The sequence below is a fragment of the Streptomyces sp. NPDC044921 genome, from assembly GCF_056432865.1.
Genome location: NZ_JBWKIF010000011.1, coordinates 65175 through 85986, shown reverse-complemented (window position 1 = coordinate 85986; position 20812 = coordinate 65175). Strand labels below are relative to the sequence as shown.

The following is a 20812-nucleotide window of genomic DNA, read 5'->3' as shown; positions in this document are numbered from 1 at the left end:
ACGCGCGGGTGTGCGGCCCGTACAGGCATCGGCGGTACTCAACAGTCCTCGGGACAGGTACTCCCAGGGCGTGGGGCACCGGGCCGGGTCTCACTACGCTGGCAAGTCCGAAGCCTGGTACGCCGAGCGAAGGTGGTCGGAACGCGTGTCCGCACAGTCAGCGAACGAGCCGGACGTGATCGTCGAGGAGCGCGGCCCGCTGCTGGTCGTCCGACTGAACCGTCCGCGGGTGCGCAACGCCTTGACCCGCCGGATGGCCGAGCAACTGGCCGACGCCTTCGAACGGCTGGACCAAGCGGGGGAGTTGCGGGTGGGCGTCCTGACGGGCACGCCGCCCGCGTTCTGCTCGGGCATGGACCTCGCTGCCTTCGCGCGAGGGGAACGCGCGTCCCTGCCGGGGCGCGGCTTCGGCGGTCTGACGGAACGGCCGCCCGCCAAGCCGCTGATCGCCGCCGTGGAGGGCGCGGCGGTCGGGGGTGGCTTCGAGATGGTGCTGGCCTGCGATCTGGTGGTGGCGGCGGACGACGCCACGTTCGGGCTGCCGGAGGTGCGCCGGGGGCTGGTGGCGGCGGCCGGCGGACTGCTGCGGCTGCCGCGTGCCATCCCCCCGGCCGTGGCGATGGAGATGGCGCTGACCGGCGAGCCGATCGACGCCTGGCGGGCGCACACGCTCGGACTCGTCAACCACGTGGTCGAGCCGGGGACAGCGCTTTCGGCGGCCTGCGCGCTCGCGGAACGCATCGCCGCGCACGCGGACCGGGCGGTGCTCGCGAGCAAGCGCGTCCTGGCCCGCGTGCGCGACGGGGATCTCACCGACGCCTACCGCGCGCACCGGGAGGAACTGTCCGGCATCCTCGACTCCTCCGACGCGCGTGCCGGGGCGCGTGCGTTCGTCCGGCAGGGCTCGGGGGAAGCGCAGGGGGAATCGGGAACGCGGCGGTGACGTGGACGGTCGGCCGGGGGGGGGGAGGGTCAGCTTCTGGCGGCGGTGGCCACGCCGGGCTGCCGGGTGTACTTGCGGAACAGCTCCCGCCGGCCGCTGACGCCCAGTTTGCGCAGCGCGCTGCTGACCTGGTTCTTGATGGTCTGCGGGGCGAGGGACAGCTCGTCGGCGATCTCCTCGTTGGTGTAGCGGCGCAGCACGAGGCTGAGCACCTGCTCCTCGCGGCGGGTGATGGCGGGCAGCACGTCCGAGGTCACGCTTCGGATATCGATGTCGTGGCGGTCGCTGTTGCCCAGCATCCACATGCGCTGGCCGCGGTGGGTCCGCTCGACGGCGTCCACGAGTTCGGCGCTGCCGACGCTCTTGTGCAGGAAGCTGTCGGCCCCCGCCGCTATCGCGGCGACGACCGCGCTGGGCGAGGCGTCACCGGTGAAGACCACGACACGGGGGGCGTCCTCCATCGCCTTCACCTGCTGGCACAGGTCGATACCGGTGGTTCCGTCGTCGAGGTTCAGTTCCAGTACGACGACACCTGGTCGCGACCTCTTGATCGCGTTCCACGCCTCGTCACTGGCGGCGGCTTCCGCGGTCCAGGCCCCTCTCGCTTCCAGGAGCGAGGAGAGTGCGTACCGGACCACCGGATGCTGGTCCACGACGAGAACACCTAACGCTTGCATGGAGAACTCCTCACAGTGAGTGCAGCGGCTGTGGATCGAGTAAGTCCTGCTCAACGATGCGGCTGCGACCACGCTGCGAGCGCCACCCGCGGTGACGTGCGCAGAAGACCGGGCCGGGCGACGCGCGGGCCACGACACCGCGCCATGCCACCTCCCGGAGAAACCAGCTGGTCAGGCTGGTGGACGGAGTGATTCGTCGTCAGTGAGCGATCGTGATAACACCTCGTTGACTATTCCGATGGACACTCCGAGACCGGAAACGATCGTTCACCGACCCCCGTTGGACAATCCCGCGACCGGAATTAGTCGCTCCTCCCTTTTTGTTCGCGGATGACAGACGACTACCTAGAGACTGTCATGGAGGCACAGCTTCACAGCAGCCACTAGTCGTACTTTGTACGATAAACCGTACAGTACTCACGGTACCGGGTGTCGCATTCGATGAGGCCGGCGCATTCCGGCCTGCGCTCGGCTGGGTAGACGCATGCCGACTTGGTGGCGTTGCACAATGCCCCGACGAACCCACGTCGTGGACGAAGCTCGCAGTCCTCCTCCGGCCAGAAACGCGTCCGCTGTCCCTGTCTGCCCGATGTGCCAAGCGGTAACGTGGTGGAGAGGGCCCCAGAAGGAGGGCGATGCGATGTCGTGGTTGTTCTGGCTGCTCGCCGCCGCGGGGCTGGGGGTCGCGGAGTTCTTCACGCTGACCTTGGTTTTCGGGCTGCTGGCGGGCGCCGCCGTGGTGGCCGCCGTGGTCGCGGGCCTGGGTGTCGGCGTACTCGGTCAGCTCGTGGCACTGGCAGCGGCGGCGGCCGTGGGGCTCGTGGTCGTCCGTCCTGTGGCGCTGAGGCACATGGAGCAGCAGCCTCTGGTGCGGGAGGGCAGTGACGCCTTGGTCGGCCGGCCTGCCGAGGTGGTGCGGGAGGTCACGGCGACTGGTGGCCTGGTCAGGTTGTCGGGTGAGGAGTGGTCCGCGCGTGCCCTTGACGAGAGCCTGGTGATTCCGGTGGGGGCGCTGGTGGATGTCATGGAGATCGACGGGGCGACGGCCGTCGTCTATCCGCGTGCTCTTTTGCCGTGACTGGTTGAACACATATCTTCGGAGGCGTCGTGGATCCCGTTGTCGTGCTTGCTCTGGTGGCGGCCCTGGTGGTCGTCTTTCTGGTGGCCTCCAGTGTGCGGATCGTGCCGCAGGCGCGCCGCTACAACGTGGAGCGGTTCGGCCGGTTCCGCCGTACTCTGCAGCCCGGGCTCAACATGGTGGTGCCGGTGGCGGACCGTATCAACACCAAGCTCGATGTGCGTGAGCAGGTCTACTCCTCCGATCCCAGGCCGGTGATCACCGAGGACAATCTCGTGGTGAACATCGACACCGTTTTGTACTACCAGATCACGGATCCGCGGGCGGCGGCTTATGAGGTCGCCGATTATCTGCAGGCGATCGATCAGCTGACGGTGACGACGCTGCGTAATGTCATCGGCAGTATGGATCTGGAGGAGACGCTCACGTCGCGTGAGGAGATCAACTCGCGGTTGCGGGCTGTTCTGGACGATGCCACCGGTAAGTGGGGTATCCGGGTCAATCGTGTCGAGATCAAGGCCATCGATCCTCCGCACACGATCAAGGAGGCGATGGAGAAGCAGATGCGGGCCGAGCGGGACAAGCGTGCGGCGATCCTGCATGCCGAGGGGGAGCGGCAGGCGAAGATCCTCACGGCGGAGGGGACGAAGCAGAAGGACATTCTGGAGGCGCAGGGTGCGCAGCAGGCCATGATCCTGCGGGCGGATGGTGAGGCGAAGGCGGTGGAGCTCGTCTTCCAGGCCGTGCACCGCAACAACGCCGATCCGAAGGTGCTGGCGTACAAGTACCTGGAGACGTTGCCGCATCTGGCGAGCAGTGACAACAACACGTTCTGGGTGATTCCGGGGGAGCTGACCGAGGCGGTGCGGACCGTCACCCGCGCGTTCGGCGACCAGTCGGCGACGGGGCCCGAAGCCGCCCCGCGAACCGGGGAGGCCGCCGCTGACCGCGCCGACCGCGCGCCGGGCGAGGGCCGGACACCGGAGCTCGATGCGGGCTGGACGGCCTCCCTCGACGCCGCGGCGGCCGCCGACGAGGCCGGCAAACAGGCCGCCGCCGCGGTGAGCGACGCCAAGGCGGAGGCCGAAGCCGCGAAGTCACCGCAGGTGCCGCGCCGGGGGCAGGCGTCCGGAGGCTGAGCAGACCGTCCACCACGACACGACGCCGCACGTCCCCGACGCGGTGCGCGGGTGAGTCGTGCTGCCTACCCGATGCGCGCCGGCCTCCCGGTCTGCCGGCCTCCCGGTCTCCTGGGCATCACCGATGTCGACGGCCCCCTCCCGCACGGTGACCACGCCGGGCCCGGCCGCTCCTTCGCGGTACTCCGCCATCTTCCGTCTTCCGCGCGCTCAGTGTTGACGGGTTCATGACCGGTCAGTTTAATCAGGGCTTAAGTTAAGGCAGTTGAGTGCGTGACCGTCGTGCTCGCCCCCTCACCTCACCTCGCCCCGGCGGACCCCGCGTGATGCGCGCCGAGGCGGGACGAGGACCCCCACAGAGAGGCCCCGCCATGACCCTGCTCCCCGGGCTCCCGCTCACGCGCGGAACGCCCACGGCCCTCCGCGGGCCGGGTGCCGCCATCGCCGTACTGATCCTGGCGCTCGCACTGATCGCGGGACTCGGCCTCACCTCTCCCGCCGCGGCGGCGGGAGAGCGGGTCGACGTCTGGCTCACCACGACGTCGGACTCCGCGGGCCGCAACGTCACCCGCGGACTCGCCCAGCAGGCCGCCGTGCACTTCGGTTCCCCCGGTGGCAGCGCCGACCAGACGATCAGTGTCGACGAGTCCACCACCTACCAGCGGTTCGAAGGCGGCGGCGCGTCCATCACCGACACCACCGCACACCTGCTGCGAGGCGGTGCGGTCAGCGCCTCCACCCGCGACACCGTGATGCGCCGCCTGTTCTCCCCCACTGAGGGCATAGGCCTCTCCTTCGTCCGCAACCCCATCGGAGCCTCGGACCTGTCCCGGCCCGGCCACGTCTCCCTGGACGACACCTGCTGCGACCTCGGCGACTTCGGTGCCAACGGCTACGACACCAACGTCCGCCTGCTGACCGCCCAGGCCAAGCAACTCAACCCCGCGCTGCGCGTCAAAGGCGTGCCGTGGAGCGCGCCGGGCTGGATGAAGGACAACGGCCGGATGGACCAGATGGGCTGGCTGAAATGGGAGTACTACCCCATGTACGCCCAGTACCTCGTGAAGTACATCCAGAGCTACCGGGCGGCCGGCGTGGACATCGACTACATCTCGGTGCAGAACGAACCGAACTGCTGCCAGGCGGGCAACCCCACCGCCATGAACTACCCGGGCATGAGCTGGAACGCCTCCGGACTGATCGAGTTCACGAAGAACCACGTGTACCCGGCCTTCCGCGCGGCCGGCATCGACACCAAGGTCCTCGTGCACGACTGGAACTACGGGGACTACCCGGCCATCGGAGCCCCCGTCCTCGCGGACGCCGGTGTGCGCGACGACCCCCTCTTCGGCGGCATCGCATGGCACGGCTACTCCGGGGACCCCGCCGTGGGCAGCCAGGTGCACGATCAGTACCCCCAGGTACGGCAGTTCAGCACCGAGCACTCCGGCGGCACCTGGATCGGCAACCAGCACAACGAAGACCTGGCGGACATCGTCAACTACGCCCGCAACTGGAGCGGCAGCCTGGTCAAGTGGAGCCTGGCCCAGAACCAGAACATGGGCCCGCACAACGGCGGATGCGGCACCTGCACCGGGTTGATCACCGTCCAGGAGGGCGGGCCGCGCGCGGGGCAGGTCGACTACACCGTCGAGTACTACACGACCGGCCACCTGACCAAGTTCGTCAGGCCCGGCGCCCACCGGATCGCTTCGACCGCCGGAAGCGCGGTGCCCAACGTGGCCTGGCGCAACCCGGACGGCTCCAAGGCCCTGATCGCGCACAACGGCACCGCGTCGTCCCGTTCGGTCCGCGTCGACTGGGGCGGCCAGTCGTTCCACTACACGCTGCCCGCCCGCACGACCGCCACCTTCACCTGGTCCGGTACGCCGTCGGGCAACCCGGGCGGCGGCACGGGCAGCCTCGTGGGCCTCGCCGGAAAGTGCCTGGACGTCGCCGGTGGCGGCACCGCGGACGGTACGGCGGTCCAGCTGTACGCCTGCAACGGCTCGACGGCCCAGCGCTGGACGGTCGCTTCGGACGGCAGCATCCGCGCACTCGGCAAGTGCCTCGACGTCAGCGGCGCCTCGACGGCCGACGGAGCCAAAGTGCAGCTCTACACCTGCAACGGCACCTCGGCGCAACAGTGGTCGTACAACGCCGCCACGCACGACGTGGTCAACACCGGAGCCGACAAGTGCCTGGACGTCACGGGCAACAACTCGGCGGACGGCACCGCCGCCCAGATCTGGACGTGCACCGGCGGGGCGAACCAGAAGTGGACGCTGCGCACGGGCTGATCCCCCCCGCCCGGCCCCGACGCGGCCGGTGACGATCGCAGAAGGGCTCTCTCTCAGGGGGCGGGCAGGAAGTCCAGCGCCTTCTCCAGGTCGGCCGGCCGCTGATAGTGCACACCGGTCATCCCGAGCGCGACGGCGGCCTCGACGTTCTCCCACCGGTCGTCCACGAAAAGGCACCGTCGGGCCGCGACTCCGGCCCGCTCGGCTGCGATCTCGTAGATCACCGGGTCGGGCTTGGCCACCCCGACCCGGGCGCTGCTGACGACGTGGTCCGCGAGATCCGCCAGCCCCATCGATGCAAGATCCCGCTCCAGCTCCGTGGTCGCGTTCGTCACCAGCACCAGGGGCACGTGACCGCGCACCCGGCGCAGCATGGCCACCACGGCGCCGTCGGCCCGGAACGGCGCTTCGGCCAGCGCCGTTCCCAGCTTCCGGGCGTGCGCCAGCGGTACCTGGGGGGACAGCGCCGACACGATGGCGTCCACCCACGCCTCCTTGGTGATCTCGCCGAGGAGGAACGGCAGGTCCACTTCAGGGGCGTAGGCCACCTCCGCTGTGGTGCCCTCGGCCACTCCCACGGCGCGTTCCAACTCGGCCAGCGGAGCCATGTCGTAGAAGCGGATCACGTTGTCGAGGTCGCACAGCACCGCGTCGAAGGGTCTGCCGGATGTCTCGGAAGCCGTCACCCGCCCATGAATAGCACAGCGTTCGCCCCCCTGATGAGTCCAGCGGGGGAGTTCGTCCGTTGCCGGGCGCGCACGCGGGCACGGTGTCGGCCGCGGCCGTCTTCACCCGGCCGACCCGGGTGTTGCTGACCGGGTGGCCGCGCCCGCCGCGTGACCATGGACGCGGAGTTCGAGACGGTGTACCGCGCTGACGACCGGTCAGCGCGGACCGGTGCTCCGCGCGACCGAGGACGGGCGAACGTGCACGACAATCCCGAGACGGCCGGTGACGGCCAGGACGCACCCCCGGCAGCCGGGGGCCGCTGGGCCCGCTTCCGCGGCACACCGTGGTGGCCGGCGACCGTGCTCGTGTTCATCCTGGCCGCGGCGGCCGGGCTGTTCGCCTGGTCGTACACGTACACCATGGCCAATCCGGCCCCGCACCAGCTGCCGACGGCCGTCGTCGGGTCGTACCAGGAGGAACGGGGCCGGGCGTTCCTCGCGGGGCTGGGCACGGCACTCAACTCCTCGATGCGCACCCGGGCCTACGACTCGCGCGAGGCGGCCCTGCGAGCGGTCGAGGAGCAGCGCGTCTTCGCGGTCTTCGAACTGCGTGACGACGGGCGGCACGTGCTGCTGGACGTGTCGTCTGCCTCCGGCGCCTCGGTGGCGGAGCTGCTCGCGCGGGCGGCGCCGGCAGTGGGGCGGGAGACCGGGGTGTCGGTGACGGTACGGGACGTCAACCCGCTCCAGGACGGCGACCCGCGGGGCCTGGCGATCTTCTATATCTCACTCGCCGCGGTGATCATCGGCTTCGTCGGCGCGATCCAGCTCAGCGTGCACGCGCGGGCGCTCACCCCGCCGGAGCGGATCGCCTTCACCGCCGCCTACGCGCTGCTCGGCGGCTTCGCCATCGCGGCGGCCGTGGACTGGCTGCTCGGCGCGCTCGACCTGCCGTTCGCGGAGTCGTGGCTGATCCTGGCGCTCACGATGTTCGCCAGCGGCATGACCTTCACCATGTTCAACACCCTGGTGGGCCGCTGGGCGATGCTCCCGACCTGGGGCGTGATGGTCCTGCTGGGCAACCCCTCCTCCGGCGGCGCGGTCTCGTGGCCGCTGCTGCCCTCGGCGCTGGGCGTCATCGGGCGGTGGCTGCCGCCCGGCGCGTCGGTCAACGCCCAGCACACGGCGGTGTACTTCGCCCGGCACCAGCACGCCTTCCCGTTCCTGGTGCTGGCCGGCTGGGCGCTGGTGTCCTGCGCGGTGTTCTGGATCTGGCGGCACCGCCACCCGGGCGGGCGGGAGCGGCAGCCGGCCGACGACCCGGCACCCGACGGCGGCGGAGCCTGACGCGGCTGACGGAACGGCGAAGGGGGCGACGCGCCACCGCGGCGCCCCCGCCGTCCCGTCGCCGGGTCCCGGGCCCACGGGCCTCCGGTCCCGGCCCGGCTCCCTCCGTCAGCCGAGCGGAACCGAGACCTCACCGGTGCCGTCGGCGCTCGCCCCGCCGGGGATCCGGACGGTGAACGGCCGGTCCGTGCCGACGGCCGTGACCCGCAGCGTGCCGCCGTCGCGGCACACCCGGAACGTCGCGGCCGGCTCGCCGGTGAGGTCCGGCACCGTGACCTCCGCGGTGTACGCGGCCGAGGCCGGCGGGTGGACCAGCAGCGTCGGGTGGTCCAGCCAGTCCCCGTCGGGCCGCCGGTCGTCGGCGGCCAGCGGCAGGACGGCGCCCTCGCGGACGTACAGGGGGAGACTGTCGTAGCCGTGGCGTTCGGTGCGCCAGGCCGGTCCCGTGACGCGCCGGCCGGTGAGGAGGTGGGTCCAGGTACCGGCCGGGAGGTAGACCTCCGCCTCGCCGTCCTCCGTGAGGACCGGCGCGACCAGCAGGTCGGGCCCGAGCATGTACTGGCGGTCCAGCGTTCGGCAGGCCGGGTCCGCGGGGAACTCCAGGACCATCGGCCGCATCACCGGCACGCCGGTGCGGTGCGCCTCGGCGGCGGCGCCGTAGAGGTAGGGCATGAGCCGGTGCTTGAGCAGGGTGAACCGGCGGGCGACGTCGACGGCCTCCTCGCCGAACTCCCACGGCACCCGGTAGGACGACGAGCCGTGCAGGCGGCTGTGCGAGGAGAGCAGGCCGAAGGCGAGCCACCGCTTGAAGACGGACGGGTCGGGGGTGCCCTCGAAGCCGCCGATGTCGTGGCTCCAGAAGCCGAAGCCGCTCAGCGACAGGGACAGACCGCCCCGCAGCGACTCGGCCATGGCCTCGAAGGAGGACCAGCAGTCGCCGCCCCAGTGCACCGGGAACTGCTGGCCGCCGGCGGTCGCCGACCGGGCGAACAGGACGGCCTCGCCCGGGCCGCGCTCCTTCTCCAGGAGCTCGAAGACGGTCCGGTTGTACAGGTGGGCGTAGTAGTTGTGCATCCGCTGCGGGTCGGAGCCGTCGTGCCACACCACGTCGGTGGGGATCCGCTCGCCGAAGTCGGTCTTGAAGCAGTCCACGCCCTGGTCGAGCAGCGGCTTCAGCTTCGACTGGAACCAGGTGCGGGCCTCGGGGCTGGTGAAGTCGACCAGACCCATGCCGGCCTGCCACAGGTCCCACTGCCAGATGTCGCCGTCCGGGCGGCGGACCAGGTGCCCGAGGTCCGCGGCCTCCTGGAACAGCGGGGACTTCTGCCCGATGTAGGGGTTGATCCAGACGCTGACCTTCAGCCCCTTCTCCTTCAGCCGGGCGAGCATGCCCTCCGGGTCGGGGAACACGTCCGGGTCCCACGCGAAGTCGCACCACTGGTACTCGCGCATCCAGAAGCAGTCGAAGTGGAAGACGGACAGCGGGATGCCGCGCTCGGCCATGCCGTCCACGAACGAGGTCACGGTCGCCTCGTCGTAGTCGGTGGTGAACGAGGTGCTCAGCCACAGGCCGAACGACCAGGCGGGCGGCAGGGCCGGGCGGCCGGTGAGGGCCGTGTAGCGGGCCAGGACGTCCTTCGGGGTGGGACCGGCGACGACGTAGTACTCGACGCTCTGGTCCTCGACGCTGAACTGGACCTGCCCGACCGACTCGGAGCCGATCTCGAAGGAGACCTTGCCGGGGTGGTTGACGAAGACGCCGTAGCCGCGTGAGGAGAGGTAGAAGGGGACGTTCTTGTACGCCTGGTCGCTGCTGGTGCCGCCGTCCGCCTGCCAGACGTCGACGACCTGGCCGTTCTTGACGAACGGGGTGAAGCGCTCGCCGAGGCCGTAGATCTGCTCGCCGACGCCGAGGGAGAGCCGGGCGAGCATGTGGTGCGCGCCGTCGGGTGTGGTGGCGAAGGCGGTGCTCTTTGCGTTCGCCCGGGTCAGCTCCCGCTCGCCGGCGTCGTGGAAGGTGAGGGTCCAGGGGCCGGACCGGTCCAGGCGCAGGCTGAGGGGACCGCTCGTCAGCCGCGTGACGGGGCCTTCCCGGCGCACCTCGCCGGTGCCGTCGTCCGCGCTGGTGAGCGCGAAGTCGGGGCCCGGGTGCCGCTTGCCCGCGTGGTGGGTGACCCGGACGCCGATCACGCCCTCGGCGGGGGAGAAGCACTCGGTGGTCAGCAGCGGCGCGTTGAGGGTGTCGCCCCTGTGGCTCACCCGCTTCGCGGAGGCATGTGCGGTGAAGCGCTTCGATTCGGCCCGTACGTCACGGACCTCGGTGGCGTAGGAGAGCTGCACTCCTTCGCGGACGAGCCAGAAGCCGTCGGTGAACTTCATGATCTTCCTTGGATGGGTGCGGGGCGGACGGAGGTGGGGGCGGGGCGTCTCGCATGCGTTTTGATCGTACACAAAACACCTGCGGCCACCAGGGGTCTCGTCCTTGATTCACCTGTTCTGAACAGGAGTTATCGCCGCTCCGGGCAATACCGCGACATCCCGGGCGGGGGAGGCGGGCAGCGCTGAGGGCTAGCGCGGGGAGGGCGCCGTGACGTATTAGTCATCCCATCAAACAAAACCGACCGGCGAAGGAGCCGGCAGTGCCACAGCTAGAGCCGCGTGTTGTCGAAGCGCTTCAACGGACAGGTTGCCGACGGCCCGGCAGGGCCGTCACCTCGCTCGCCGCGCTCAGCGCCCTGGTCGCCGGGACGGCGCTGACGGGCTGCGCACCGCAACGCGACGCCGACGTGTACACCGTGATGAACTCCTCGACCGACGAGACGTACCACCGCTGGGACGCGCAGGCGATGGCCCGGTGCGGCGAGCGGCTGGGCGTCACCATCGAGCAGCAGAGCGTCCCGGCGGCGCAGGTGATGACCAAGGCGCTGCGCATGGCCTCCTCCAAGTCGCTGCCGGACATCGTCCAGTTCGACGCCTCCGAGATGCCGACCTTCGCCGAGGCCGGCGGCCTGGTGGACCTGAAGTCCCTCGGGCTGAGCACGGACGGCATCCCCCGGGGCATCGTCGGCTTCGGCTCCTACGAGGGCACCTACTACGGCGCGGCCCGGTCCGTGAACACCCTCGCGCTCTTCTACGACAAGGACGTCCTCGACCGGGCGGGCGTGCGGGTGCCCCGCACCTGGGCGGAGCTGCGGCAGGCGGCGAAGACGCTCACCCGGGGCAAGCGCTACGGCCTCGCCCTCAGCGCGGGCGGTGCCGAGGACGGCGTCTTCCAGTTCACGCCCTTCATGTGGTCCAACGGCGGTGACGAGACGAAGCTCGACGGCCCGCGGGTCGTCGAGGCGCTGGACTTCTGGAAGGACCTGCTGGCGGACGGCTCCCTGTCGAAGTCGACGGTCAACTGGACGCAGGCGGACGTCAACGACCAGTTCATGGCCGGCAAGGCGGCGATGATGATCAACGGACCGTGGCAGGTGGAGACGCTCAACACCAAGAAGTCGCTGCACTGGGGCATCGCGCGGATCCCGGTCCCCGAGCCGGGCGCGGACTCGGTCGGCCCGCTCGGGGGAGCCGTGCTCACGGTGCCCCGCACCGGTGACACCACACGGGAGAAGACGGCCGGGCGGATCGTCGCCTGCCTGGCCGGTGAGAAGGAGCAGCTCACCTACGCCCTCAACAGCTGGATGGTGCCGGCCAACTCCAGGGCCGCCGCCGTGTGGCGCGAGCGCGTGCCCGAACTGGGCGCACTGGCCGACCAGGTGGCCGCAGCCCGGTCCCGGACCGCCAAGCTCGGCGCGGGCTGGTCGAGCGTGTCGCTCGCCCTGCAGAGCGCCTTCCAGTCCGCCCTGACCAGCCAGTCCAGCGAGGCGGCACTCCAGCGCGCCCAGCAGCGGGCGACGAGCGGGAACCGAGGTACGCGCCCATGACCACGTCCACCGTCACCGCCCCGTCCGCCGGCCGGGCGCCCAGGCCGGCCGCCGCGCCGGACCCGGCCCGGCTGCGCAGGCGGCGCCGGCTCGCCCAGTGGGGGTTCGTCGCCCCCGCCGTCGTCTTCATGCTGCTGTTCTTCGGATACCCGCTCGTGCGCAACGTCGTGATGAGCTTCCAGCACTACACGCCGAGGACGTTCTTCACCGGCGAGGCGCCGTTCAACGGCACCGACAACTGGGCGAACGTCCTCCAGGACGCCCTGTTCGGCAAGGCGCTCTGGCACACGCTGGTGTTCACCGCCGGCTCGCTGCTCGGCCAGTTCTGCGCCGGACTGGCCCTCGCGGTGTTCTTCAGCCGCCGCTTCCCCCTCAACGGGGTGCTGCGGTCGCTGATCCTGCTGCCCTGGCTGGTGCCCATGGTGGTCTCCGGCATCGTGTGGCGCCGCATCCTCGACCAGGACACGGGCGTGCTGAACTCGTTCCTGGACACGCTGGGCCTCGGCGGCCACACGCCCTGGCTGACCGACCCGCAGACGGCCCTGCTGTCGGTGATCCTGGTCAACATCTGGATCGGCATCCCGTTCAACATGGTCATCCTGTACGGCGGCCTCCAGGAGATCCCGAAGGAGCTGTACGAGGCGGCCGCCCTGGACGGCGCCTCCGCCTGGCGGACGTTCCGCTCCCTCACCCTGCCGATGCTCAGACCGGTCGTCACGGTCGTGCTGGTGCTGGGCTTCATGTCGACGGTCAAGATCCTCGACCTCATCCTCGCCCTCACCGACGGCGGCCCGGCCGACGCCACCCAGACCCTGGGCACGCTCACCTACCAGAACTCCTTCGTGCGGCTGGACTTCGGGTCGGGCGCGGTCGTCGGCAACGTACTCATCCTGATCTCCGCCGTGTTCGCGGTGTTCTACCTGCGGGCCAACCGCACCGAGGGGAAGTGACGTCCATGGCCTCCCACCCGCCCACCGCAGCGCGGCGCCGTTGGGGTTCCACCGTCGCCGGCGTGCTGGTCCTGAGCGTCATGCTCTTCCCGCTGTACTGGATGCTCAACACCGCGCTCCAGCCCGAGTCGGGCCTGCTGGAGGTCGACCCGGTTCCGGGCGGACTCGATCTGTCCGGCTTCTCCAAGGCCGTCAGCGACCAGGGGGCCAACCTGCTGACCTCCCTGGCCGTCTCGCTCGGCGCGGTCGTGATCTGCCTGGCGATCGCGGCGCCGGCGGCGTACGGACTGGCCCGTTTCGGGCTGCGCGGCTCGAGGACCATCGTGTTCGGCACGCTGATCACCCAGATGGTGCCGGGCATCGTCATCGCCAACGCGCTGTACAACTCCTACGTCGACCTGGGCCTGGTCAACTCCTACTTCGGCCTGATGCTGGCGGACGCCTCGCTCGGCATCCCGTTCTCCATCGTGCTGATGCGGTCGTTCATGGTGTCGATCCCCGGCGAGGTGATCGAGGCCGCGCAGATGGACGGCGCCGGACCGGTGCGCACGTTCCTCACGGTGGTGCTGCCGATGAGCCGCAACTCGCTGATCACCTCGGGGCTGTTCGCGTTCCTGTTCTCCTGGAGCGACTTCATGTTCGCGCTCACCCTGACCACGACCGACGACGTCAAACCCGTCACGCTGGGCATCTACCAGTACATCGGCGCGCACGTCGGCGACTGGGGCTCGGTGATGGCCGCCTCGGTGCTGTCCGCGGTGCCGGCGGCGATCCTGCTCGTCCTTGCCCAGAAGTACATCGCCGCCGGCATCACCGGCGGTAGCGTCAAGTGACCCGCACCGCACAGGAGACGGACCTTCCCCGCATGAGCGACCTCCCCTCCTTCCCGCCCGGCTTCGTCTTCGGTGCCGCGACCGCCTCGTACCAGATCGAGGGCGCGGCGCGCGAGGACGGCCGTGGCCCGTCGATCTGGGACACCTACAGCCACACGCCCGGCCGGACGGCCGGCGGCGACACGGGTGACGTGGCCTGCGACCACTACCACCGCTACCCGGAGGACGTGGCGCTGCTGCGGGACCTGGGCGTGGACTCGTACCGCTTCTCCATCGCCTGGCCGCGCGTCGTGCCGGACGGCTTCGGCCCGGTGAACCCCAAGGGGCTGGACTTCTACTCGCGGCTGGTGGACGAGCTGCTCGCGGCCGGCATCGAGCCGGCCGCCACCCTCTACCACTGGGACCTGCCCCAGGCCCTGGAGGACCGGGGCGGCTGGCGGGTGCGGGAGACGGCCGAGCGGTTCGCCGAGTACACGGCCGTCGTCGCCGGGCACCTCGGGGACCGGGTGCCGCGCTGGATCACCCTCAACGATCCGTGGTGCAGCGCCTTCCTCGGCTACTCCGTCGGCCGGCACGCGCCCGGCGCCCGTGAGGGGCGCGGCGCGCTGGCCGCCGCCCACCACCTGCTGGTCGGTCACGGCCTCGCCCTGCGGGCCCTGCGCGCGGCCGGGGTGCGTGAGGCCGGCATCACGCTCAACCTCGACCGCAACCTGCCCGCCACCGGCTCCGAAGCGGACCTGGCGGCCGTGGTGCGCGCCGACACCCAGCACAACCTGGTGTGGACCGAGCCGATCCTCGCCGGCCGCTACCCGGCCACGGAGGACGAGACCTGGGGCGAGCTCGTCGCCGGCCAGGACTTCCGCCGCGACGGCGACCTGGAGCTGGTCTCCCGGCCCCTGGACTTCCTCGGCGTCAACTACTACCGGCCGGTCGTGGTCGCCGACGCCCCCCACCGCGAGGCCGACCCGGCGCGCCGGGTGGCGACGGACAACCGCTACGAGGAGGTGCCGCTGCCCGGCGTACGGCACACCGCGATGGGGTGGCCGGTGGTGCCGGAGTCCCTCACCGACCTGCTGGTGCGGCTCCAGGAGCGCTACGGCGACGCGCTGCCGCCCGTCCACATCACCGAGAACGGCTCGGCGGAGGACGACACGGCCGGCGCCGACGGCGTGGTGCACGACGAGGACCGGGTGGCCTACCTGCGCGACCACCTCACCGCGCTGAGGGCGGCGATCGACGCGAGCGTGGACGTGCGCGGCTACTATGTCTGGTCACTGCTGGACAACTTCGAATGGGCCTTCGGCTACGGCAAGCGGTTAGGGATCGTCCGCGTCGACTACGACACCCAGCGGCGCACCCCGAAGGACAGCTACCACTGGTACCGGCGGCTGATCGCCGCCCACCGGGGCTGACGGGCGACGGGGGGCCGGGTGGTGGCGCCCCTTCGGCGCCGGCGCTCTGCGAGGGTTAGGTACGCGACGAGGGGATATACGCCTGCGTGTCCGTGTGGGAACGGCCGACGGGGTGGCCGTACGGAGGGGCGGGTAGCGCGTGGAGGAGTCGGACGTGGCCGGACAGGATCTGTCGCCCGCGTCGGCCGGAGGCGACGTGTTCGCCGCCGACCGCGAGGTGGGCGGCGACCTCGCCCGGGTGAACTGGGAGGCCACGCCGCTCGGGCCGCCGGCGCGGTGGCCGCAGAGCCTGCAGACCGCCGTCAGCATCCTGCTGTCCTCGCGCTTCCCCATGTGGATGGCGTGGGGTGAGCAGCTCACCTTCTTCTGCAACGCCGCCTACCGGCGCGACACGCTGGGCCGTAAGTACCCGTGGGCGCTCGGGCGGCCCGCCAACGAGGTCTGGGCGGAGATCTGGGACGACATCGGCCCGCGCATCGAGACCGTGCTCCGCACCGGCGAGGCCACCTGGGACGAGGGCCTGCTGCTCTTCCTGGAGCGGTCCGGCTACAGCGAGGAGACGTACCACACCTTCTCCTACAGCCCGCTGCGCGACGACGCCGGCGCCGTGGTGGGCATGCTGTGCGTCGTCAGCGAGGACACCGACCGGGTGATCGGGGAGCGGCGGATGGCCACGCTGCGGGACCTGGGCTCGGACCCGAGCGTGATCCGCACCGAGCAGGAGGTGCTGGCCTTCACCGGCCGGCAGCTGGACCGCAACCGCAGGGACCTGCCCTTCACCCTGACCTACCTCTTCGACGAGGGCACCGCCCGGCTGTCCGCCGCCACCGGCATCCCGGCGGGCCACCCGGCGGCACCCGCCGCCCTCCGCGTCGACGACCCGGACGGGCCGTGGCCGGCCGCGGCGCTGGCCCAGGGCGAGACGGCCCTGGTGCCGCTGGTCGGCGATGCGTTCGCCGACCTCCCCGCCGGTGACTGGCCGAAACCGCCCCGGGAGGCGCTCGTCGTCCCGCTCGTACAGCAGGGCAGCGCCCCCTACGGCTTCTGCGTCGCGGCGCTGAACCGCTACCGCGTGCTCGACGAGGGCTACCGGGGGTTCATCGAGCTGACGGCCGGGTACATCGCCTCCGGCATCGGCAGCGCCCGGAGTTACGAGGCCCAGCAGCGGCGGGCCGAGGAGCTCGCTGAGCTGGACCGCGCCAAGACCACCTTCTTCTCCAACATCAGCCACGAGTTCCGCACCCCGCTGACGCTGATCATGGGCCCCGTCGAGGAACTGCGCAGCCGGTTCGCCGACGCCGACGAGGCCGTCCGGCAGGACCTGGACGTGGTGCACCGCAACGGGCTGCGCCTGGGCAAGCTGGTGAACACCCTGCTGGACTTCTCCCGCATCGAGGCCGGCCGTATGCAAGCCCGCCACGAGCCGGTCGACCTGGCCGGGGCGACCGCGGAACTCGCCAGCGTCTTCCGCTCGGCCGTGGAACGCGCCGGGCTCGCCTTCGAGGTGGACTGCCCGCCCCTGGGCGAGCCGGTGTACCTCGACCGCGGCATGTGGGAGAAGGTGGTGCTCAATCTGCTGAGCAACGCCCTGAAGTTCACCTTCGACGGTGCGGTCCGGGTCCGGGTGCGCCGGTCGGGCGCCCACGCCGTGGTGACCGTCTCCGACACCGGGATCGGCGTGCCGGAGGCGGAGATGCCCCGGCTGTTCGAGCGCTTCCACCGCATCGAGAACGCCCGCTCCCGCTCGAACGAGGGCAGCGGCATCGGACTCGCCCTGGTACGGGAGCTGGTCGGTCTGCACGGCGGCTCGATCACCGCGGAGAGCCGCCAGGACGAGGGCACCACCTTCACCGTCCGCATCCCGTTCGGGACCGCCCACCTGCCGCCCGGCTCCGTGGTGTCCGAGGCGAGCGGCACCACCGTCTCCGCGACCGCCGACCCCTACGTGCAGGAGGCACTGCGCTGGCTGCCGGCGGCCGCCGGCGCCGAGGACGGCGCCCTTCGGGTGCCGGGCGACGCGAACCCGGCCGTGGTGCCGGGCCGGCCCGTCAGCGGCCGCGTGCTGGTGGCGGACGACAACGCCGACATGCGCGAGTACCTCTCCCGCACGCTCGCCGGAGCGGGCTACGAGGTGACCGCCGTGGCCGACGGCGTCGAAGCCCTCCACGCCGTCCGCCGCGACGTCCCCGACCTCGTCGTCAGCGACGTGATGATGCCCCGGCTGGACGGGCGCGCCATGGTGGCGAGACTGCGCGCGGACGCCCGCACGGCCGCGGTGCCCGTCGTGCTGCTGTCGGCGCGCGCCGGGCAGGAGGCGTCGATCGAGGGCCTGCAGGCGGGAGCGGACGACTACCTCGTCAAGCCCTTCGCCGCCGCCGAACTGCTGGCCCGGGTGCGCGCCAACATCGAACTGGCCCGGCTGCGCAGCCATCACCTGCGGTGGCGCACCGCGCTCATCGATTCGCTGCAGGAGGCGTTCTTCGTCTGCGACGAGTCCGGAGCCGTCGTGGAGATCAACACCGCCTTCACCGACATCCTCGGCTACGGCCCCGAGGACCTGCCGTACAAGCCGATCCACCCCTGGTGGCCGGACGCCGCCGCCGACCCCGAGGCGCACCGTCAGGTCGGCGCCGCCTTCGCCGACCTGCTGGCACACGATCAGGGTTCCACCACCGTCCCCGTCACGCACCGGGACGGACACCGCCTGTGGATCGCCGTCACCTGGAACAAGGCCCAGGACCCGGACACCGGGCGCCGGGCCACCGTCGGGACGTTCCGCGACGTCACCGCCGAGCACTACGTCATCCAGCGCAATACGGCACTGGCGGCGCTGAACACCGTGCTGTCGCAGGCCTCCAGTCTCCCCGAGGCGCTCACCAGCGCGCTGAACGAACTGCGGAGCCTGTGGCGCGCGCGGTCCGTGCTGGCCGCCCTCTTCGCACGCGGTGACGTGCCGGCCCTGACGGCCACGGACCCCGGCGCGAGCTGGGAGGGCCTTTCCGCCGAGCGCCGGGCCGTGCTCAGCGGACTGCGCGGGCGGTCCCCCCTCTCCCCGGTGGCCGAGGACACCGGCGCGGGCGTCCTGCTGGAGCACCCCGACGGACCGCTGGCCGTCTGGATCGACCTGGGGGAACACCGGCCGTTCTCCGCCGAGGACCAGGTCCTGCTCTCCCTGCTGGCCGGGCGCCTCGCGCAGGGCCTGGTGCGAGCCCACCAGATCGACCAGCAACGCGAGACCGCCATCGCGCTGCAGCGCGCCATCCTGGGCCCGGCACGGCTCCCGGACGGCTTCGCCGTGCGGTACGAGCCCGCCACGCGCCCGCTGGAGGTGGGAGGCGACTGGTACGACACGGTCACCCTGCCGGACGGGCGGATCGGCATCGTCGTCGGCGACTGCGTCGGACGAGGCGTGGAGGCGGCCAGCGTCATGGGCCAACTGCGCAGCGCCTGCCGGGCGCTGATGCTGCAGGAGCCCAGCCCGGCCAGGACGCTGATGGCACTCGACCAGTTCGCCGCGAGCGTTCCCGGCGCGCTGTGCACGACCGTGTTCTGCGGTGTCTTCGACCCCGGCACGGGAGAACTGACCTACTCCACCGCCGGACACCCGCCGGGGATCCTCGCGCACGCCGACGGCACCGTCCGGCTGCTGGAGGAGGGGCGCTCCCTGCCGCTGGCGGTACGCCCGGGCAGCCGGCGCCCGGAAGCACGGTGCACCCTGCCCGCCCGGTCCACGCTGCTGCTCTACACCGACGGCCTCGTGGAGCGCCGTCGCCGCCCGCTCAGCACGGGGATCGACGAGGCCGGCAAGGCCGTCCAGGAGGGCCGCGACCTGCCCGTCGACGAGCTCGCCACCGAGGTGATGAGCCGGCTCGCGCCCGCCGGAGGCTACGACGACGACGTGGCGCTGCTGCTCTACCGCCACCCGGCGCCGCTCGACCTGTCCTTCCCGGCCGAGTCCTCCCAGCTGGCGCCGGTCCGCAACGCGCTGCGCAGCTGGCTCGCCGAGTGCGACCTGACTCCGAACGACGCGCAGAACGTCCTCGTCGCCGCGGGGGAGGCGTGCGCCAACGCGATCGAGCACGGGCACCGGCACGCGCCGGGACGGCCCGTGCGCCTGAGCGCCGAGGCCTTCGCGGACTCCCTGCGCCTGACGGTCGCCGACTCCGGCCGATGGAAGGCACCGCAGCCCGAGCCCCACGCCCACCGCGGTCGCGGTGTGGCACTGATGCGGGCCATGATGCAGCAGGTGACCATCACTCCCGGCCCCTCCGGCACCACTGTCGACATGCAGATGAGGATCGCCCGATGACCACTCCGCTCACCCTCACCACCGGTCGGCGTGCGGACGGCACCCCGCGTCTCTCGGTCAGCGGCGAGATCGACATGAGCAACGCCGCGGCCCTGGCCGAAGCCCTCGGCGCCGGCTCCGGGCCCCTCGTCGTGGACCTGACCGGGGTCGAGTACCTGGACAGCGCCGCCCTGAGCGTGCTGTTCGCCCACGCCGACCGGCTGGAGCTGATGGTCACCCCCCTGCTGGAGCCGGTACTCGCCGTGTCCGGCCTGGCCGACCTGGCCACCGTCCACCGCGTCGGCGCCGACGGCGTGCCGTGACCCTCACCGCCTTCCCCTCCCGCCCCTCGACGTTCCCGTACCTGCCAGGAGTGTGACCACGTGTCCGACGCGCTCGGCGTGACCGTCCAGCACCTCGACGACAGCACCGCGGTCGTCGTCGTCACCGGAGACGTGGACCTGCATTCGGCCGTCTCGTTGCGCGCGCACGTCTTCGCGCTGCTGAACGAAGGAGCCCGGCATCTGGTACTGGATCTCGCGGGAGTGGAGTACGTCGACTCCTCCGGCATCAGCACCTTCATCAGGATCCTGCACGCGGCTGAGAACCAGGGTGGTTCCCTCCGCCTCGCCGACCTCCCCGAGCGCCTCATGCGCATGGTGACCATGACCGGCATCTCCGAACTGCTGCCGGTCCACGCGACCGTGGCAGAGGCGGTGGCCGCCGGGGCACCCGGTGCCCCGGCCGGCGACGGGGGCAGTGCGTCCGGCTGAGGCGGGGAGGGGACACGCCCGCCCGAACGCGAGATCACCCCTCGCAAGCCCGGCGGTCTCGGCACTCGCCTGCTCATCCGACGGGCGCGTCCCGGCCGTGGCGGGCGGCAGCACGGTGAGGCTGTGGGACGCGACGACGAGTCCGCTCGGACACCGGCTGCTCACCGCCGGGACCCGGTGAGCTCGCTCGCCTTCGGCCGCGACGGAGCCGCACTCACCGTGCGCGGCTACCGGCGGACTCGCTGAACGCCCGGCGCATCGTCCACGAGTGGGCCCGGGTCCCCCTACCACTGTGCCGCGGCAGCAGGCCTCACCGGCTCCGCCGTCCCTCCCAGGGCAACACGATCGGATCACATCGCATCCGACTCGTGGACGAATGATCGAATGAGCGGGCCCTGGTCGGGGTAGAACGGACGCGGGCGCCTTCGCCAGGCGGAAGGCCCCGTTACTCACTCCGGCCGGTACCCCCGGCGCGATC

15 protein-coding genes are annotated in these 20812 nt (G+C 71.4%); 12 read left to right on the top strand and 3 right to left on the bottom strand.

Annotated features, from left to right (window positions below):
* The first annotated feature begins 145 nt into the window (after positions 1–145).
* Complete coding sequence (locus AC07DA_RS18915; RefSeq protein ID WP_479129291.1) at positions 146–943, top strand: crotonase/enoyl-CoA hydratase family protein; 798 nt, start codon at positions 146–148, stop codon at positions 941–943.
* Between the two features lie 29 nt (positions 944–972).
* On the opposite strand, the gene AC07DA_RS18910 is transcribed toward AC07DA_RS18915, so the two are convergent.
* Positions 973–1620: a response regulator transcription factor gene (locus tag AC07DA_RS18910; protein WP_479129290.1), complete on the bottom strand. Its 648-nt coding sequence runs from the start codon at positions 1618–1620 to the stop codon at positions 973–975.
* Between the two features lie 640 nt (positions 1621–2260).
* Between AC07DA_RS18910 and AC07DA_RS18905 the strand changes: the two genes are divergently transcribed.
* From AC07DA_RS18905 to AC07DA_RS18895, 3 genes are all read left to right on the top strand, one after another.
* On the top strand, positions 2261–2698 hold the full coding sequence (locus AC07DA_RS18905; protein ID WP_479129289.1) for an NfeD family protein: 438 nt from the start codon (positions 2261–2263) through the stop codon (positions 2696–2698).
* Positions 2699–2727: 29 nt separating this feature from the next.
* Positions 2728–3837 (top strand): SPFH domain-containing protein, encoded by a 1110-nt coding sequence (locus AC07DA_RS18900; RefSeq protein WP_479129288.1) that lies wholly within the window; start codon positions 2728–2730, stop codon positions 3835–3837.
* 371 nt (positions 3838–4208) lie between these two features.
* On the top strand, positions 4209–6137 hold the full coding sequence (locus AC07DA_RS18895) for a ricin-type beta-trefoil lectin domain protein (RefSeq protein WP_479129287.1): 1929 nt from the start codon (positions 4209–4211) through the stop codon (positions 6135–6137).
* Positions 6138–6190: 53 nt separating this feature from the next.
* On the opposite strand, the gene AC07DA_RS18890 is transcribed toward AC07DA_RS18895, so the two are convergent.
* The gene (locus AC07DA_RS18890; RefSeq protein WP_479129286.1) at positions 6191–6823 is read right to left on the bottom strand and encodes an HAD family hydrolase; all 633 of its coding nucleotides are present in this window, start codon (positions 6821–6823) and stop codon (positions 6191–6193) included.
* A 156-nt stretch (positions 6824–6979) separates the two neighbouring features.
* Here AC07DA_RS18890 and AC07DA_RS18885 point away from each other — a divergent pair, with 156 nt between their 5' ends.
* Complete coding sequence (locus AC07DA_RS18885; protein WP_479129455.1) at positions 6980–8152, top strand: ABC-2 transporter permease; 1173 nt, start codon at positions 6980–6982, stop codon at positions 8150–8152.
* A gap of 108 nt (positions 8153–8260) precedes the next feature.
* Here AC07DA_RS18885 and yicI read toward each other — a convergent pair whose 3' ends face one another.
* The gene (gene yicI / locus AC07DA_RS18880) at positions 8261–10531 is read right to left on the bottom strand and encodes an alpha-xylosidase (RefSeq protein WP_479129285.1); all 2271 of its coding nucleotides are present in this window, start codon (positions 10529–10531) and stop codon (positions 8261–8263) included.
* Between the two features lie 356 nt (positions 10532–10887).
* On the opposite strand from yicI, the gene AC07DA_RS18875 reads away from it, so the two are divergent.
* The 7 genes from AC07DA_RS18875 to AC07DA_RS18845 all read left to right on the top strand — a co-directional run bounded on the left by AC07DA_RS18875 (position 10888) and on the right by AC07DA_RS18845 (position 20334).
* The gene (locus AC07DA_RS18875; protein WP_479129454.1) at positions 10888–12078 is read left to right on the top strand and encodes an ABC transporter substrate-binding protein; all 1191 of its coding nucleotides are present in this window, start codon (positions 10888–10890) and stop codon (positions 12076–12078) included.
* Complete coding sequence (locus AC07DA_RS18870; protein ID WP_479129284.1) at positions 12075–13028, top strand: carbohydrate ABC transporter permease; 954 nt, start codon at positions 12075–12077, stop codon at positions 13026–13028. Before AC07DA_RS18875 ends, AC07DA_RS18870 begins: the two co-directional genes overlap by 4 nt.
* 5 nt (positions 13029–13033) lie before the next feature.
* Positions 13034–13861, top strand: coding sequence for a carbohydrate ABC transporter permease (locus tag AC07DA_RS18865; RefSeq protein ID WP_479129283.1), 828 nt, complete (start codon positions 13034–13036; stop codon positions 13859–13861).
* A gap of 32 nt (positions 13862–13893) precedes the next feature.
* Positions 13894–15273 carry a GH1 family beta-glucosidase gene (locus AC07DA_RS18860; RefSeq protein WP_479129282.1) on the top strand — a complete coding sequence of 460 codons (1380 nt, stop codon included), beginning with the start codon at positions 13894–13896 and terminating at the stop codon, positions 15271–15273.
* A gap of 139 nt (positions 15274–15412) precedes the next feature.
* On the top strand, positions 15413–19582 hold the full coding sequence (locus AC07DA_RS18855) for a SpoIIE family protein phosphatase (protein WP_479129281.1): 4170 nt from the start codon (positions 15413–15415) through the stop codon (positions 19580–19582).
* On the top strand, positions 19579–19884 hold the full coding sequence (locus AC07DA_RS18850) for an STAS domain-containing protein (protein ID WP_479129280.1): 306 nt from the start codon (positions 19579–19581) through the stop codon (positions 19882–19884). The genes AC07DA_RS18855 and AC07DA_RS18850 overlap by 4 nt, the downstream gene beginning before the upstream one ends.
* Positions 19885–19944: 60 nt before the next feature.
* Entirely contained in the window at positions 19945–20334 is a 390-nt protein-coding gene (locus tag AC07DA_RS18845) for an STAS domain-containing protein (RefSeq protein ID WP_479129279.1), read from the top strand.
* Positions 20335–20812 lie beyond the last annotated feature (478 nt).

Excerpts from the sequence above, each read along its gene's own strand:
- AC07DA_RS18910 (WP_479129290.1), bottom strand. The coding sequence starts at position 1,620 with ATGCAAGCGTTAGGTGTTCTCGTCGTGGACCAGCATCCGGTGGTCCGG.
- AC07DA_RS18905 (WP_479129289.1), top strand. The coding sequence starts at position 2,261 with ATGTCGTGGTTGTTCTGGCTGCTCGCCGCCGCGGGGCTGGGGGTCGCG.
- AC07DA_RS18895 (WP_479129287.1), top strand. The coding sequence starts at position 4,209 with ATGACCCTGCTCCCCGGGCTCCCGCTCACGCGCGGAACGCCCACGGCC.
- AC07DA_RS18885 (WP_479129455.1), top strand. The coding sequence starts at position 6,980 with ATGGACGCGGAGTTCGAGACGGTGTACCGCGCTGACGACCGGTCAGCG.
- yicI (WP_479129285.1), bottom strand. The coding sequence starts at position 10,531 with ATGAAGTTCACCGACGGCTTCTGGCTCGTCCGCGAAGGAGTGCAGCTC.
- AC07DA_RS18870 (WP_479129284.1), top strand. The coding sequence starts at position 12,075 with ATGACCACGTCCACCGTCACCGCCCCGTCCGCCGGCCGGGCGCCCAGG.
- AC07DA_RS18865 (WP_479129283.1), top strand. The coding sequence starts at position 13,034 with ATGGCCTCCCACCCGCCCACCGCAGCGCGGCGCCGTTGGGGTTCCACC.
- AC07DA_RS18860 (WP_479129282.1), top strand. The coding sequence starts at position 13,894 with ATGAGCGACCTCCCCTCCTTCCCGCCCGGCTTCGTCTTCGGTGCCGCG.
- AC07DA_RS18850 (WP_479129280.1), top strand. The coding sequence starts at position 19,579 with ATGACCACTCCGCTCACCCTCACCACCGGTCGGCGTGCGGACGGCACC.